Here is a 15,772-nt window from a genome sequence, read left to right as displayed (position 1 = left end):
TCGCGAGCGCGCCCCTCGGCAGGTCAGGACACCACCAGATATAGCCAATGTTAGGAACATTGTCAAGAACAAACAAAGAACTTGCTGCTTCCACAGCCTCTCTCGTCATCCCCGGGCTTGGCCCGGGGATCCACGTCTTCAAGCCGCCGAGGTTCCCAAGTCGGAGATGGCCGGGACAAGCCCGGCCATGCCATGACGCGAGGGCTGCAGCGCAGATGGCGGAAAACACAGGAACCTCAACACTGTCATTCCCGCGGAGGCGGGAATCCGTATCCACTGGCGGTGTAGAATGAGGTGAGCGGGTGCCGCTGTGCCGCGTCCGTCATGCTCCTCGTCCGCCGCTTGGGACGGCACTCATGATTACGGGACGGACTCTAACAGGCCCTAGTCCTGCTTGTAGTATCCTACCGCACACACGTGATCAGCCACCTTGGTCACGAGCGCAACTTTTGACACCGGCGTCGTATCAGGTCCGGGGCGTGGAAACATGTAACTGACTTCCGCGATCTTGCCCTCTTGTGCAACCCTGAGCATTTCCTCGCCATACAACTTTCCAGTCGTGTCCTTCAGGTCTTTTGTTGGCAAGCCGACCCGCGTGGGGTCATTTCCGTGGGCGACAACCTTGTCATCGGCATAGCAGAACACGTAGAGATCGCGGTCTTTGAACCCCCCTTCACCTTTGTTGATCTGGGCAATCGTATTGGCCGGATCTGGCTTCATACTTGCGACAGCCCTGTCGAGCAGGGCCCGAGCTTCCTCCGCCGTGCCGAACTGGGCGGTCTGGGCATACACAACGGCAGACGCTGCAAAGGCGCAAAGTGCAAGAGCACCTATCATCGTGGGTCGAAGCATTGGGATTCTCCTCCCCTTGTGCGCGCGCACGGCCGTGCGGTCGGATCAGACGGATTGGTTACGGCTGACGGTAGGTTACTCAAACTTGCACCGAGCGTCTATTCGTTCGCACGGCCGCGCCCCACTCCCAGAACCTAACACCTTTTCGGAACGGGCTCTAAATGCGAGGGGCGATGAGGTACTAGGCCCAAGAAGGATTGCTGATACTATTGTGCTGAGTGAGAAGCCTGGAGGAATAACGCCTTTGAGAGGCTCTATCTTAAGTTTCAATTTAGGCTCTATTCCACGGGGACCATTCAGGTAGTGCAACATAGATTTGAGTTTGCCTTCCCCATCTCTCTCGCTGTTGTCAACAACCCGCCATTCTCCTTCTTCTGAGAAACCATGATGTTTTGTGAACAAGGCAAACAGTTTGAGGCGCTCAAATGCTGCCAGAGACGTTTCTCGCTCATCACCCCCCTTTATTGCTAAATACATTGTACTCTATTAGCGTAAACTTTTAGATATTGTGAATGACATACCACGTCTACATGCTCGCCAGTCGCCGTCATGGCACACTTTACATCGGCGTAACCAATGATCTGGCGCGCAGGATGAGCGAACATCGATCAAAGGGCGATCCCGGCTTTACAGCCCAATACGATGTGACGCGTCTCGTCTGGTATGAAAGCTATGCGCGCATCGCCGAGGCCATCGCGCGAGAGAAGGCGCTTAAGAAATGGCGGCGGGATTGGAAGATTCGGTTGAGCGAAGAGATGAATCCCGAGTGGGAGGATTTGTATTTGGCGCTCAACCAGTGAGGCACAGGAACCTCAACACTGTCATTCCCGCGGAGGCGGGAATCCATATCCGCTAGCGGTGCAGAATGAAGTGAGCGGGTGCCGCTATACCTTTCCTCATCATGTCGTGGTTATGGATCCCCGCCTCCGCGGGATGACGGTGGAGGGTTTCATCGATGCAAAGTCCATTGACCACCTGCGGGAGTGACCTGTCTGCGGGGTCACCTGATCACTTCCACCAACGAAAACTGTCAGCCCAATTCGAAGGTCGTAATTCCATACGTTCGGGAAAGCGGCAGGTCCGGCTTTTCACCGCGATACATCCGGGCCGTCTCGAAAACGGGTGACAGGTTGTATTGCGCGGCAAGCCGGATGGCAGCCTGGTTCGGCTCAGGCAGATCCAGGAACACGGATGCGCCCTTTGCCTGCGATGCGAGGGCTTGGAACAACAGATCGGCTTCGCGTTCACCGTCGGCGAAGAGCGGTCCGATCTTGTAGCCGCTTCGGCAGGCGCGCATGACGCCGTAGCCCCTCACATTCCCATCTTCGACCAAGGCCATGGCCGTGCGCGTATCGGGCTGAAGCCAGCAGCGCAGAAAGGCCTCGCGGGGTGCTGCGAAGAACGGCCGGTCGTAGGCCAGGACGGCGTCGATGATCTCCGGGGTTACCTGCCGCAGGCGCGTGTCCGAAGGCGTATCGATCTGCGGGCTTCCGCCATAGCGCACGTTGCGATGCGCCAGCACGAATCCAGACCGGGCATAATTCTCCTGCTGCGCCACAACGCCATCCAGGCCTATTGTGCGGTCCTCGAGATAATCCATACCGGCCTGCCAGAGGCGATAGCCGAAACCGCATCCGCGCTGATCCGGCCGGACGATGTAGAAGCCGAGAAAGCCGAACGCGCCGGAGTACCGAACGACCGAGATGGAGGCGATCGGTTCGTCGCCGAGGCAACCGACCAGGAAGCCTGTTCGATCGACGGTCATGAAGCAGTCGGCATCCTTGAGGCCGGGGTTCCAGCCTTCGGCCGAGGCCCAGTCGATGGCCCTGTCCAGGTCATCGCGGGTCATGATGCAGATCGACAGTTCGGAGGGGTCTGCTTGCGTCATCGTGCTTCCTGTCTCACCGCTGCGCCATTGGCGGCAGCGGATCGGGCACCTTGTTCTTTACCGGCGGGACCTGGCGGAGATAGGCGAAGACGGCCTTCAGGTCGTCTTCGGTCATCTGCCCGTAATTCGGCCACGGCATCGGCGGAAGGATCTGGCGGCCCTGACCCTGGTGCCGTCCCGTGCGCATGGTCTGGATGAATTGCTGCTCCGTGAAATCGCGCAGCACGCCGGTTTCCGGATCGGGCGTGAGATTGGCGGCGAAGCTCACGCCCCAGGGGCCCGACCAGCCGGTCGATGTGGGCGTCACGGCGCCGCCCCAGGGTTCGGAAACATTGGCCGGAGCTTTGATGACGAGATCCTGCGGGTGGCCCGAGAGCATGCGCTTCATGTCAGGCTCGGGGCCATTCGAGCCTATGATCCAGGGTGTATGGCAATCGTTGCAGCCGCCGACCGTCACGAGATATTCGCCGCGCTTCACCTGCGCGCCCTTATCGTCTTGAGCAAGCGCGGGCCCTTGCACCAGCAAGGCCATCGTCAGCAGAGGGAGAACACGGCGCATCGTCATCGTCCTTCGTGATCGAGGTGAGCCTCTTTGCGGGGTTCGCCTTTTTCGGCTACCCAGCGATACAGCAACGCCACAGCTTCATCGTTCACGAGTTCAGTCCCCAATGGCGGCATCTGCAAGGCGGAATAACGGGACGAGACGCGCTGCATGAGGGCGCTGCGTTCGGGGTACCCCGGTTCGACGCGGTTGACCGCATCGGGCGACTGGCCGGGAGCCGGCTTCTTGACCGCGTGATTGACCGTGGTCGCGATGGCCGGCTGATCGGTGGCTTCGACGCTCTGGCGCAGGAAGAGACCGACATTCTGCAACGGGCCTTGCGGGTTGTGGCAATGGCCGCAATTGCCGTGCATGTAGCCAAGCGCCGCGCGCTCCGTGGAGGACGCGGCCTTGATGCGAGGCGGCGTTTCCAGCACTGATTTCGGGAGGCCGACGAGCAGGCCGCGAGCGACGAGGTCTTTGAGATCGACGCCCTGGTCGGGCTTCGGCTCGGCGTTCGGCGCATGGAGATCGCGATCCGGCGACAGCTGAAGAGTACTGAATCCCAATACCTCGGAGGGAACTCCTTGGTGACATGCCTTGCAGTCGTTGACACCCGGAATAGTGTGCGTTCTCCCGCCTGCGAGAGCGTAGGCACCGCGCTTGCCTCTGGGTGAAACGAGCTGTGCCTCGCGGCCATCCGCGCTCCAGGCATAGGCTGCATAAAGCCACTGCCCGTCAGCCCGGCGCTCCAGGTAGCGTGTCTCGACGCGCTGGCCGTTGAACGAGAATTCCTTCCAGAACCGCGTACCGACGGGAAAGACGAGGGAATCGGGGTTCGAGCCGTCGATGACGGAGCCCGGCGGCAGCGAGATCCAGCGACGCTTGGTGGCTCCGTCGCTCCAGAGCGGATATTGCGGTGAAAAGGCCAGGTGGTTGGGATCGACCCGCAGGGTTGCGACATCCGCGTAGAGACCGGTCTCCTGCAGCGTCTGCGGAGGAACGGCCGTCGCGGGCTGCGGCACGGCCGTGACGCTCCGGAGAAGGCCGATGGTGAGGATCAGGACCCCACTCAGGCCCGTCAGGCGATAGCATCGGCTAAGTCTCGAGCGTTGCGTATCGGCAACCGCTGCCATGGGTGCATTCCTCCTCCGGGCTGAATGCACCTTCCTCAATACGCCGTTTCTCCCGCAGCATCTGTGACCCTGCTCACATAGCTGTTCGTGAGTGTCGTCTTACGAGACGACGCGGAGGATCAGGTGGTCTTTCGCGCAAACTCTTCCACCAGCTCCGGATAGCGCTCCATCGGCGGGAATTTCTCGAAGCTGTGCACGGCGGGCGTCTTCGCCCAGGGCAGCGCCTCGCTGGTGCAGGTTTCAACGAAGGGCGTGAAGTCTTTCACGTTGTCGAGCATCGTGGCGCGAACATTGACGAAATCGTCGAGGCCCTCGGGCCGCGTGAACAGCCAACTCATGCAATGCGGGCAGAAGAAGTGACGTGTGGCGCCATGAAGCCCGCCGACGACGGGCTCGCCCTGCACCACCTCGAAAGCGTCGCTGGTATAGAGCGCGCTCAACGAAAACGCGCTCGCGGTCATGCGCTGGCAGCCCGTGCAATGGCAGGCCATGGTGATGACGGGCTTGTTCTTCACCCGAAACCGGACCTGCCCGCATCGGCATTGACCTTCCACGGCTTCATCCTCCGCCATCGGCTTCCTCCCTTGCCTTGCAGTCGGCGAAGTCTGTGGCGGCGTGAGAAACGCGTCAATGCCGCGAGGTCACATCCGCACGCGCCCTCCCCGTCTGATGAAGAAGTACACACCGATGGCGACGACCACGACGGCAATCGCGATCAAGGGAAACAGCCATGCATCGCCGCGTGTCCCGGCTTCTTCGGCGGACGGGACGGACGGCACGCTTTGCTGCGCATAAGCCAAGGTTGAAGTCAGGAGGAGGACAAGGCTTGAGAGAAGGCGCTGCATCTCACGCTCCATACAGCTTGTATGGTGGAAAAGAGATGCCGCCGGGCAAGGTTCCTTGGCGGGATTCCTTGGCGGGATTCCTTGGCGGGATTCCTTAAATCGTGGAAACACTCATGGCCGGGCAAGCCCGGCCAGCCCGGTCTCGAGCAGGATCAGATGACGACGATATCCTTGTAGGTCACCGCCAAGCCCGCCTTCAATTGTGCGATCTTGACCACCCCACCAGCCCCGCTGCCATTCGAGTCGTAATAGAGCTGCCCGCCATCCGTGTCGTAGATGAAGCGGTCGGTCGAATCGTGCGCTCTGCCGGTCGTGCTTTTCCAGAACGCACCGGGGGCAAGGTATCCGTTAGGCCCGGCTCTCGTGAAGACCGCATTGTCGACCCGGATCGTATCGTAGACTGGGTTGAAATCGGTAATGACGTCGTAGTTCAGGGAGCTTGCCCTCGAATCGAATACGAACTGGTCGCTTCCAGAGCCGCCTGTCAGGGTATCGATGCCGTAACCACCGTGCAGGTAGTCGTTATGGGTTCCCCCGTTCAAGAGGTCTCGGTCATATCCGCCATACAGCTTGTCGTTGCCGTACTCACCATAGAGCATATCGTTTCCGGCATATCCGACGAGGGCATCGTTGCCATACCCGCCCTTGATCACATCGCGGTAGTCGTTGCCGTAAAAGATGTCGCTTGCACCGTTCAACCTGACGAACCAGGCACCGGCCTCCAGGTCACTGACCGTCGTATACAGGTTCAAGTTCTCAATGGAGAGAATGTCGGTGCCTTGATACCGAAACAGCACATCGTAGACGACGATGTTATAGCCGTCCGTCGAATAGCTGACGCCATACTGATCGATGACATAGCTTCCATAAACATCGAAGATGGCGAATGATCCATCGTCGTAAACAAGCTCTTCCGTGACGCTCGGATCATCCGTCACGAACGACCATCCAGCACTGTTCGTGCCCGACATGTCGAAGCCGAAACCCGCAGCATTCGATAAATCAAAAACAGCCATTCACGATCCCCCTTGCTTACAGCCAAGCTAAAGCGGGGTTTCGGACCCTTCAAGATCGTGCTGAATGCTTACTCCGAGTGGTCGTTCTTCGAGCTCCGCTCGCAATATCAGCAACTCAGTTGAACGAGCCCTGCTGATCGGGCAGAGAAAGCCATCCGACGTCCGGCGGACTCGCCACGCAGGTGTATCCGATGAAGCACTGCGGGGTATCGGCCGTCGGCACCCAGGCTGGCCGCGTGAACTCGCCTGACAGGCAGGAGGCCTGGCTGCTCACATAGCGGTCAAAAGTGTTCTGTCCGGTACTCAGAACGACCGCTCCACGATTAGCAACGAGGAATTGCGCCTGGCCGCAGCTCATCCCGAGAGTCAGCGGCCTCGATTGAGCAAAAGCTCCGGTGGCGAACGAGATTGCGGCGACGAGCGTCAAGCTCACTGTCTTCATGGCGATCACCCCATTCCGGAGCATCGGCAGACAAGATCACGTACATGATTAGACTGGCCTCGGCGAGTTGGCCGTCAAGGATTGAAATCAGGCCGACCGGAGTATCAGACGCAAGCCATCCTTCTCGGAGATCGAGGTCACGGGCAGCACAATCTGCCTCTTCTCTCGCTTAAGATCAGATGTCGAGCCCACTCTAAGCCCTGGGACGATTGTGACTTGAGCGAACCTGAGCCTGGACAAGATGCGCCCACATCCATCTTCCGGGAACCGTCAGAACAATCTGACCAGTCTCGTCGGCAGCCTCGACCGTAAAGTCGTCACAAGCCGCAATAGCCAAGCCCTCCCAGCATGATCGCCCCTCGACGAGGATCCGGGCCAGCCTCAATGCAACCTCATGCGCCGCTTCAACACTCGGTAGGTTCAAGCGCCTCGGATACTTCGTACGACGAGATTGGGTACGAACGTAAAGATCATAATTGGGCATGGCTTCAATACGTTAACCAATGAAGCCGAGCCAGTATCGTACTCTTGAGGATTACATCCCCTGGTCCTTGGAATCAGTTCAGACGCTTGAGAGACAGTGGTCCTGCCCGCATCAGCTCCTTCTCGTAGGCCAAGGCGGCTCTGATCATACACCACCGCTCTTCAGCCTCGGCAACATTGGCAGAAGCCTTTTCATAGACTGCCAACGTCGTCTCTTCCTCATCGAACAAGTTTCCAAGAGGACCAAATGACTGCTGTTGATAAGCCTGTTCTAAAGCCTGATCCAATCTCTCACGGATCGTTCTCAGGGCATGAGCAGCGAGCCGATACCTGAGGCGAGCCTTCTCTAAATCACAATTCGCCTCATGAAGGGCATGAAAGCAAACGAGCCCGGTCACATCCCCATGGCTGTTCTCCAAATCTGCAGGAAAAGCAGCCTCGCTCCGCCTCAGCACAGACACCTTCACATAGGTAAAAAAAGAGAACCTGTCGCTGAGACTATTTTGAGGTAGGCAACTCCTTCAGGAGCATGGAAGATGTGACCAAGGCCCAAGCTGTTTCATCCACTGCGGGCAAGGTGCCTCTGCTTCCGCATCAGTGATACCTCCCACGGCTTATGCAATAAAATACCATTCGAAATGTGGGGACGCAGCGGAAGCCTCAGGGGAGCATCAAAGCTGAGACCAGCACGCTTGCAATGTAGGTCAACACAGTCAGGATCGGTACGAGGATAGCGGCTGACACAACCAAGAAGAGCGGGGTGCTAAGGGTTTTCATGGCAAGATCCTCCACGTCAGCACGTGAAGCCTAACCGAGACCTTGACCATAATGTGTACCGCTGACGCCAAGAAAAAGGCTTCTACCAGAGAATCTCAATTTTATGGGGAGGACCGGTGATGTCAGCTCAGACAGCCTTGCTCCTCTGCTCAGGGTGATGATCAATTAAGCAGTCTTCCCGAACGTGAAGACAAAGGCATCTCGTCCACGCAGGTATAGCCGACAAAGCATTGCGGAATATCAGCCGTTGGCACCCAGGCTGGCTGGGCGAACTCGGTTTGCAAGCAGAAGGCTTGGCTTCTGACATAGCGATCATAGGTGTGCTGCCCTGTACTCAGGACGATGGCACCGCTGCCGGTGACGAGCGACTTGGTTTGATGACAGGTCATCCCGGTCGTCAGTGGCCTCGGTTGGGCGAAGGCCCCGGTCTGTAGCAAAGCTGTGATGCCGACAATCAGACTCAGCCTCTTCATGCCGATCGCCGCTATAACAAGGCTGGCACGCACGGTCGCGCCCAGATTTGAACTGGCAACGCAAGGCCGATCGTCAAGGATTGCCCCACACCGACAGTCGCTACCCCGGGCGGTGGAGGATCTCAGCGCCGGTCACCCTCTCCTGTAAAAATTTCTGAGCCTATCGCTCGACCTGAGTTCAGCCCCGCTCCCATGGGGTTGCCCTCCCTTTGTATCAGCACAATCCTGGCCTACCTCGCCTCGCTGACACTCAAGAGAAAACGACCGGGCAACCTTTCTGATTGCCCGGCCCTGACAGCTCAAGTCGCAACCGATCGGCATTGCGGGTTGTGAACGGGCAGTCTCGTCTGGATCTGGATCACGCGTCCATAGGCACCCATGGCGACCTCGTGCACCGTCTCATTCGGGCGGCGTGCTTTTCCATACCTCTTCCGAGCCCAGCCCCTTGAAGCATGGCCCAATGGCAGCCTCGTGAAACTTCACATCAGCCCTGCCCTGGTTCCATTCCATCAGAACGGGGGCTTCCGACCGGTCGATCGCGATGTCCCAGCCGATCAGCATCGAAACCGGGCTCTGATCGTGAAGCTTCTGGCACAGAGCGACGGCACGCTCGAATCCAGGAACGACCGCTCCCGCGAACGTGGATCCACTGTCCGGGTGCGCCGCAAGAGACGCCCAGCCAGAATCCGCGCCGCGCTCACTGAGGGTCCATTGATCGTCGATAATCGGGACGCGGATGGACGCATCCGAACGCACAATCTCGGCGCCGTGCCGAGCAACGCGCAGAGTCGAAGCTTTCATGAGCGCCGGTCTCCCGGGCTCTTTCACCGTTGTGATACGCAGCGTCGCAACGCTCTCTGAGGAAAATCGATCATAAAACGGATGTTGTTGGATGGGCGACTGCAGGACGAGGTCACCCATGTGAGCCAGTTTCTCCGGATCGAATTCGGTGTTCTTGATCTTCCAGACGCCGCGCCCCTGTGAAGAACGGTCCAATTTTGCGAAAACAGCATCGGCATGAGCGAACACGAGATCTCTCAAGTTGCGCGGCGAGATCTCTCGGTAGTCGTGATCTAACCAGAAACCGTTGAAATGATAGGCAATGTCAGGGATCTGTTCGGAGCCGAGTATGCGGCGCGTACTGATCTTTGCATCAATGTCGTGGTAACGGGTCCAGCTCGGCACAAGGACACATGTATAATAATTAAGGGGAATCCAGCCTTCCAGGAACTTCCCGCGATAGGCAGTGTAGGTTTCGAGCCAGGTTGCAAACGCGAAATCGCCTAGAACATCCTTGCTATAATCTCGAATGATCCGCTGCTGAGTTGCGCTAAGTGCCCGGGATGGGTCCTGGGACACGACGGTGCGATAGGTAGCGGCCGCCCTTGCATTGTGCCCCGCGTGATAATGACGAAGTTCATGCGCGCGAAGCTTGGCTTTGACAAACGTCTTCAGCTGCTCCTTGAACATAGCTTAGTCCTCCCATGCCGCGATTGAGTTGATTTTTCGCTTGAGGACCCCAACCTTCGACCGCCATCAACAGTGAACAGCTCTAAGCGCGGATCGTCTGCGCTGCCGTTCGAACGTGATGGGGAACTCCGAGGCGTTAAGCACGGTGACGAGCGGGCGCACTTCATCATGGAAGCAGGGCGGTTTTCGCTGCTCCCCCATCTCCAGTTCACTGGCGCATCGCTCGCACTGGTTCTTTCGAACTCTCCTGGTGCGATGATTGCATGTTCGACTGAAAATCAGCCTTGATCTGGTTGGTCGAGGATGCGTCCATAATCAATCGGGCGGCAATCTCGCAAAAGGGGTAGTGAGAAGGCTGACACCTGAAAACGCCCGTGACACCGAGGAGTCGAAGAGGATGCTCGGACTCGCTGCGGTTTCCATCCTGCGACCGACGAGGTGCCCTATGTTCGGGTTGTCACGGTTTTTATGTTTGTTGGACAACCGTTCTCTCGACAGAAAATCACTGCAAATGAGCAGCCACGACAACTGTCTGAGACTATGCCCGGCAGTGGCTCCTAGCCTTCACGCTGGAAGTTGATGGCCAACCTTGGCCGGACGCGATGCAGTCCTGGATAAACAAAAGAGGCTCCCCATAGGGAACCCCAGTTTCGTAGAGGGAGGACCGATGACGCCCCAACGAAGATCAGTGTCGTCCCTTCTCTGCCGGCTGGTCAATTCAAGTATCCTTACAGATCGTGAAAGGAGCAGCGTCCTACCTCGATGCAGTGAGGGTGCCCTCCTTTGAAAATTTTCTGCAAAAATAGCTGAGCCAATCGCTCAACCTGTATTCAGACCTGTTCCACCTTGCGGTGACCTTCGGCCTCTGCCGGCACAATCTCGGCGCACTTCGTCTCGCCTGCGCTTAAAATAGAACGACCGACGAACCCGTGAACCAGGTTGATCGGTCGCCATAGAATCGAGCTGCAACAGCTTGGTAGCGCGAGGTTTTCGGCTAGCGTTTGGCTAGATGTGGATCACGCGTCCATAGGCATCCATGACGCTCTCGTGCATCGTCTCCGAGAGGGTCGGGTGCGGGAAGACGGCGTGGATCAGGTCCTCCTCCGTGGTCTCCAGGTTCATGGCGATCACGAAGCCCTGGATCAGCTCGGTCACTTCCGCACCGACCATGTGGGCGCCGAGGAGCTGTCCCGTCTTCTTGTCGAAGATCGTCTTCACGAGGCCGTCCGGCTCGCCCAGCGCAATGGCCTTGCCGTTGCCCACGAAGGGGAAGCGACCGACGCGGATATCGTAGCCCTGCTCCTTCGCCTTGGCCTCGGTGAGGCCAACCGACGCGATCTGCGGATTGCAATAGGTGCAGCCGGGGATCTTGGCCTTGTCCATGGCGTGCGTGTGCAGGCCCTTGATGGTCTCGACGCAGATCACGCCCTCGTGCTCGGCCTTGTGCGCGAGCATGGGCGCGCCTGCCACGTCGCCGATGGCGTAGATGCCGGGCACGTTGGTGCGGCCCAGACCGTCCGTGACGATAACGCCGCGCTCGATCTTCACGCCGATCTTCTCGAGGCCGAGATTCTCGATGTTGCCGACGACGCCGACCGCCGAGATCATCCGCTCGGCGGTGATCGTCTGCGTGCCGCCCTTGCCGTCATCGATGGTGGCAGTGACGGAGTTGGCACCCTTCTCCACCTTCGTGACCTTCGCGCCGCTGAAGATCTTCATACCCTGCTTCTCGAAGCGCTTGCGGGCAAGCGTTGCGATCTCGGTATCCTCGACGGGCAGGATCTGCGGCAACACCTCGACCACGGTCACTTCCGCGCCGAGCGTGCGGTAGAAGGAGGCGAATTCCATGCCGATGGCGCCCGAGCCCATGACAAGCAGCGACTTCGGCATGGCCTGCGGAACCATGGCTTCGAAATACGTCCAGATCAGCTTGCCGTCCGGCTCGATGCCGGGGAGAACGCGCGGACGCGCGCCGGTGGCAACGATGATGTGCTTCGTCTGATACGTGCCGGGCTCGAGGATGCCCTTGGGTGCGGCTGTCTGCGGCTGCATGGCAGGCTTCTTCGTGGCGGTGACCACGACTTCGCCGGGCTTGGAGATGGCCGCCTCGCCCCAGATCACATCGACCTTGTTCTTTTTGAGCAACATGCCCACGCCGCCGTTGAGACGGCCCGACACGCCGCGAGAGCGCTGCACGATGGCGGCAGCGTCGAAGCCGATGCCCTGCGCCGAGAGGCCGTAATCCTTGGCATGCTCCATGTAATGATAGATTTCCGCCGAGCGCAGCAGCGCCTTGGTCGGGATGCAGCCCCAGTTGAGGCAGATGCCGCCCAGATGCTCGCGCTCCACGACCGCTGTCTTGAACCCGAGCTGCGCCGCGCGGATCGCGGCCACATAGCCCCCCGGCCCGCCGCCGATGACGATGATGTCGTATTGGTTTGCCATGGTGTCCCCCGTCATGCCCGGGTTGGCCCGTGCATTGCTCTTGCGCTGGGCCGATGAAATGGGTTCGTGGATGGCCGGCACGAGGCCGGCCATGCCGATGTGTGTTAGACGAGCATCCCCATCGGGCTCTCGATGAGCTGCTTGAATGCCGCGAGAAGCTCAGCGCCCAGCGCGCCGTCGACAACGCGGTGATCGCAGGAGAGCGTCACGGTCATGGCCTGCACGACGGCGGGAGCGCCGTTCTTCACGACCACTCGACTCTCGCCCGCGCCGACGGCGAGGATCGTGCCGTGCGGCGGGTTGATGACGGCCTGGAAGTCCTTGATGCCGTACATGCCAAGGTTGGACACGGCGGTGGAGCCGCCGGTGTATTCCTCGGGCTTCAGGCGACGGTTGCGGGCGCGGCCCGCCATGTCCTTCACCTCGGCCGAGATGGCGGTGAGCGTCTTCTGCTCGGCCTTGCGCACGACCGGCGTGAACAGACCTCCCTCGATAGCAACCGCCACGCCGACATCCGAATGCTTCATCTTCAGGATGCGATCTTCAGCCCACACGGCGTTCGCCGCCGGTACGCGCTGGAGCGCGATGGCCAGCGCCTTGATGACGAAGTCGTTGACCGAGAGCTTGTAGGCGGGTTTGCCGTCCTTGTCCTTGCCCGCCGCGGCATTGATCTGCTCGCGCAGGGCCATGAGCGCGTCGAGCTCGCAGTCGAGCGACAGGTAGAAGTGCGGCACCGTCTGCTTCGATTCCACGAGGCGTTTTGCGATGGTCTTGCGCATGCCGTCGAGCGGCACTTCCTCGTAGGTTCCGGCCCCGAACATGGCCTTGACCTGATCGGCGCCCATGCTCGGAGCCAACTGCGGCGCAGCTGCAGGCTTCGGAGCGGGAGCGCCGGCAGCAGGGCCGGCGGCAGGTTTCGCACCACCCTGAAGAGTCGCGCGCACGTCCTTCTCGACGATGCGGCCATGCGGACCGGAGCCCCGGATCGATGCGATGTCGATGCCGGCATCCTTCGCGATGCGCTTGGCGAGCGGCGAGGCGAACACGCGGTTGCCAATCACTTGCTGCCCTGCCCCATTCGGCTTCGCTCCTTGAGCGGGACCGGCCGGAGCCTGATCGACGCGGGCATAAGCCATGTGAGCGGACGCATCGCCAGGAACGGCATTCGCCTGCGGTGCGGGAGCGGCAGCGGGAGCCGGCGCCGCTTCAGCCTTCGGCGCGGGTGCAGGAGTGGGAGCTCCAGCACCGCCTGCGGCGGGAGCCGTGATGCTCTTCGGGTCCTCGCCTTCACCGGCAATCAGCGCGATCACCTGGTTGACGGGCACGTCCGCCGTGCCTTCCGGGACGACAATCCTGGCGAGGACGCCTTCGTCCACCGCCTCCACTTCCATGGTGGCCTTGTCGGTTTCGATCTCGGCGATCACGTCGCCGGATTTCACCGTATCGCCTTCCTTCTTCAGCCACTTGGCAAGGTTGCCCTTTTCCATGGTGGGAGAAAGTGCGGGCATCAGGATATTGATGGGCATGGCGTATTGGATCCTGATCTGGATTAGTTGACGGCTTGCGAGGAGCCGGGATCGCTCGGATTGTCCAGCTCGGCTTGAATGCCTGAAACGATCTCCGCCAGGGCCTCCTCCTCCGAGAGGTCGGTTTCCATGGCGTAGACGCGCGCGGCGTGACGGGCGAGATCCATCAGGAGCACGCCCCAGGTGAACGGATCGTCGAAGGCGCGGCGCAGCGCGATGCTCACCGCCCCGTCGACCACCGAAGCCCTCAAAATCTCGATGCCGCCCTTTTCGAGCGCATCAGGCGGCACGTTGAGAGCTTCGAATTTCCGCTCTGTCATGATCTCACCTATAGCAAACGGCCTTCGCGGCCTGCACGACCTCGGCCACCGACGGGAGCGCCAGCTTTTCGAGATTCGAGGCATACGGCATCGGCACGTCCTTGCCGGTCACGCGAACCACGGGCGCGTCGAGATAATCGAACGCGTTCTCCATGATGCGCATCGCGATCTCCGCACCGACGCCCGATTGCGGCCAGCCTTCTTCCACCGTCACGCAACGGCCCGTCTTCATGACGGAAGCGACGATGGTTTCGGTGTCCATGGGACGGATGGTGCGCAGATCGATCACCTCCGCGTCAATTCCTTCCTTCTCCAGTTCCTGCGCCGCTTTCAGCGCATAGGTCATGCCGATGGAGAAGGACACGATGGTGACGTCCTTGCCCTCGCGGTGGATGCGCGCCTTGCCGAGCGGCACGGTGAAGTCGTCCAGCTTCGGCACCGGGAAGGATTGTCCGTAGAGAATCTCGTTCTCGAGGAAGATCACCGGGTTCGAATCGCGGATGGCGCTCTTGAGAAGGCCCTTCGCGTCGGATGCGGTGTAGGGTGCAACCACCTTCAGGCCGGGGACCTGCGAATACCAGGCCGAGTAGTCCTGGCTGTGCTGCGCCGCCACGCGGGCCGCAGCGCCGTTCGGACCACGGAACACGATGGGGCAGCCCAGCTGACCGCCGGACATGTAGAGCGTCTTCGCCGCCGAGTTGATGATCTGGTCGATCGCCTGCATGGCGAAGTTGAAGGTCATGAACTCGACGATGGGCCTGAGGCCCGTAAACGCCGCGCCGACGCCGACGCCGGCAAAGCCGTGCTCGGTGATCGGCGTATCGATCACGCGCTTCGCGCCGAATTCCTGCAGCAATCCTTGAGTGACCTTGTAGGCGCCCTGATACTCGGCCACCTCTTCACCCATGACGAAGACGGCGTCGTCCTTGCGCATCTCTTCGGCCATGGCGTCGCGGAGAGCTTCACGGACGGTCATGTTGACCAGTTCCGTGCCTTCCGGAATTTCGGCCATGGCGTTGTAGGCCGTGCGGTTCGTGATCACTGACGGAGCAGACGGCATCGAGAGATCCGTCTGCTGCGGACGCTCTGCGGGAGCCGGGCGATCGGCCATGCCTTCAGCCTGCATGTCCGGAGTCGGCGCAGGCTGCGCGGCCGGAGCAGGAGCAGAAGGTGCCTTTGCGGCTGCTGTCGAAACGTCCTCACCCTCGCCGGCCAGAATGGCGATGGGCGTGTTCACGGCCACATTGTCGGTGCCGTCGGAAACCAGGATCTTGGCGAGGATTCCTTCATCGATCGCCTCGACCTCCATGGTCGCCTTGTCGGTTTCGATTTCGGCCAGCACGTCACCGGGCTTGACCTTGTCGCCTTCCTTTTTCAGCCACTTGGCCAGTTTGCCCTGCTCCATGGTGGGCGAGAGGGCGGGCATGAGAATATCGGTCGCCATGAAAGACTCGTGTTGATTGTCGCTGCGGCGAAAGTTCGGGAGCGGCGCAGGACGCGCCGCCGAGACTTAGAGAAGGATATCCGTGTAGAGCTCGGCCACGTCGGGCTCGGGATC

General features: G+C 60.1%; 17 protein-coding genes. 1 reads left to right on the top strand and 16 read right to left on the bottom strand.

Annotated elements, in window-relative coordinates:
• Positions 1 to 384: 384 nt before the first annotated feature.
• A complete protein-coding gene (locus AA309_RS15740) occupies positions 385 to 852 on the bottom strand; it encodes a cache domain-containing protein (protein WP_047189978.1) in 468 nt (155 codons plus the stop codon).
• A gap of 512 nt (positions 853 to 1,364) precedes the next feature.
• On the opposite strand from AA309_RS15740, the gene AA309_RS15735 reads away from it, so the two are divergent.
• Positions 1,365 to 1,652, top strand: coding sequence for a GIY-YIG nuclease family protein (locus tag AA309_RS15735; protein ID WP_047189977.1), 288 nt, complete (start codon positions 1,365 to 1,367; stop codon positions 1,650 to 1,652).
• A 230-nt stretch (positions 1,653 to 1,882) separates the two neighbouring features.
• Here AA309_RS15735 and AA309_RS15730 read toward each other — a convergent pair whose 3' ends face one another.
• From AA309_RS15730 to AA309_RS15665, 15 genes are all read right to left on the bottom strand, one after another.
• Entirely contained in the window at positions 1,883 to 2,740 is an 858-nt protein-coding gene (locus AA309_RS15730; protein WP_047189976.1) for a GNAT family N-acetyltransferase, read from the bottom strand.
• Between the two features lie 13 nt (positions 2,741 to 2,753).
• Positions 2,754 to 3,299 carry a c-type cytochrome gene (locus AA309_RS15725; protein ID WP_047190006.1) on the bottom strand — a complete coding sequence of 182 codons (546 nt, stop codon included), beginning with the start codon at positions 3,297 to 3,299 and terminating at the stop codon, positions 2,754 to 2,756.
• 2 nt (positions 3,300 to 3,301) lie between these two features.
• Positions 3,302 to 4,417 (bottom strand): SRPBCC family protein, encoded by a 1,116-nt coding sequence (locus AA309_RS15720; protein WP_052954757.1) that lies wholly within the window; start codon positions 4,415 to 4,417, stop codon positions 3,302 to 3,304.
• 119 nt (positions 4,418 to 4,536) lie between these two features.
• Entirely contained in the window at positions 4,537 to 4,989 is a 453-nt protein-coding gene (locus tag AA309_RS15715) for a GFA family protein (protein ID WP_047189975.1), read from the bottom strand.
• 69 nt (positions 4,990 to 5,058) lie between these two features.
• Entirely contained in the window at positions 5,059 to 5,262 is a 204-nt protein-coding gene (locus AA309_RS15710) for a hypothetical protein (RefSeq protein WP_047189974.1), read from the bottom strand.
• Positions 5,263 to 5,414: 152 nt separating this feature from the next.
• Complete coding sequence (locus AA309_RS32090) at positions 5,415 to 6,278, bottom strand: calcium-binding protein (protein WP_052954756.1); 864 nt, start codon at positions 6,276 to 6,278, stop codon at positions 5,415 to 5,417.
• Between the two features lie 115 nt (positions 6,279 to 6,393).
• Complete coding sequence (locus tag AA309_RS15700) at positions 6,394 to 6,720, bottom strand: hypothetical protein (protein ID WP_047190003.1); 327 nt, start codon at positions 6,718 to 6,720, stop codon at positions 6,394 to 6,396.
• Between the two features lie 193 nt (positions 6,721 to 6,913).
• A complete protein-coding gene (locus AA309_RS37730; protein WP_425286885.1) occupies positions 6,914 to 7,204 on the bottom strand; it encodes a DUF6894 family protein in 291 nt (96 codons plus the stop codon).
• A gap of 73 nt (positions 7,205 to 7,277) precedes the next feature.
• Entirely contained in the window at positions 7,278 to 7,601 is a 324-nt protein-coding gene (locus tag AA309_RS15695; protein ID WP_150117594.1) for a hypothetical protein, read from the bottom strand.
• A 540-nt stretch (positions 7,602 to 8,141) separates the two neighbouring features.
• Positions 8,142 to 8,486 carry a hypothetical protein gene (locus tag AA309_RS15690; protein ID WP_244470377.1) on the bottom strand — a complete coding sequence of 115 codons (345 nt, stop codon included), beginning with the start codon at positions 8,484 to 8,486 and terminating at the stop codon, positions 8,142 to 8,144.
• 366 nt (positions 8,487 to 8,852) lie between these two features.
• Positions 8,853 to 9,923, bottom strand: coding sequence for a sugar-transfer associated ATP-grasp domain-containing protein (locus tag AA309_RS15685; RefSeq protein ID WP_052954755.1), 1,071 nt, complete (start codon positions 9,921 to 9,923; stop codon positions 8,853 to 8,855).
• Positions 9,924 to 10,928: 1,005 nt separating this feature from the next.
• Positions 10,929 to 12,368 carry a dihydrolipoyl dehydrogenase gene (gene lpdA, locus AA309_RS15680; RefSeq protein ID WP_047190000.1) on the bottom strand — a complete coding sequence of 480 codons (1,440 nt, stop codon included), beginning with the start codon at positions 12,366 to 12,368 and terminating at the stop codon, positions 10,929 to 10,931.
• Positions 12,369 to 12,472: 104 nt separating this feature from the next.
• Positions 12,473 to 13,894 carry a pyruvate dehydrogenase complex dihydrolipoamide acetyltransferase gene (locus tag AA309_RS15675; RefSeq protein WP_047189972.1) on the bottom strand — a complete coding sequence of 474 codons (1,422 nt, stop codon included), beginning with the start codon at positions 13,892 to 13,894 and terminating at the stop codon, positions 12,473 to 12,475.
• Positions 13,895 to 13,917: 23 nt separating this feature from the next.
• Positions 13,918 to 14,214 (bottom strand): DUF5076 domain-containing protein, encoded by a 297-nt coding sequence (locus AA309_RS15670; RefSeq protein ID WP_047189971.1) that lies wholly within the window; start codon positions 14,212 to 14,214, stop codon positions 13,918 to 13,920.
• 4 nt (positions 14,215 to 14,218) lie between these two features.
• Positions 14,219 to 15,658, bottom strand: coding sequence for a pyruvate dehydrogenase complex E1 component subunit beta (locus tag AA309_RS15665; RefSeq protein WP_047189970.1), 1,440 nt, complete (start codon positions 15,656 to 15,658; stop codon positions 14,219 to 14,221).
• Between the last annotated feature and the right edge of the window lie 114 nt (positions 15,659 to 15,772).

The sequence above is a fragment of the Microvirga vignae genome, from assembly GCF_001017175.1.
In the GTDB taxonomy this organism is placed as follows: Bacteria; Pseudomonadota; Alphaproteobacteria; order Rhizobiales; family Beijerinckiaceae; genus Microvirga; species Microvirga vignae.
This window is presented reverse-complemented; position numbering and strand designations above follow the sequence as displayed.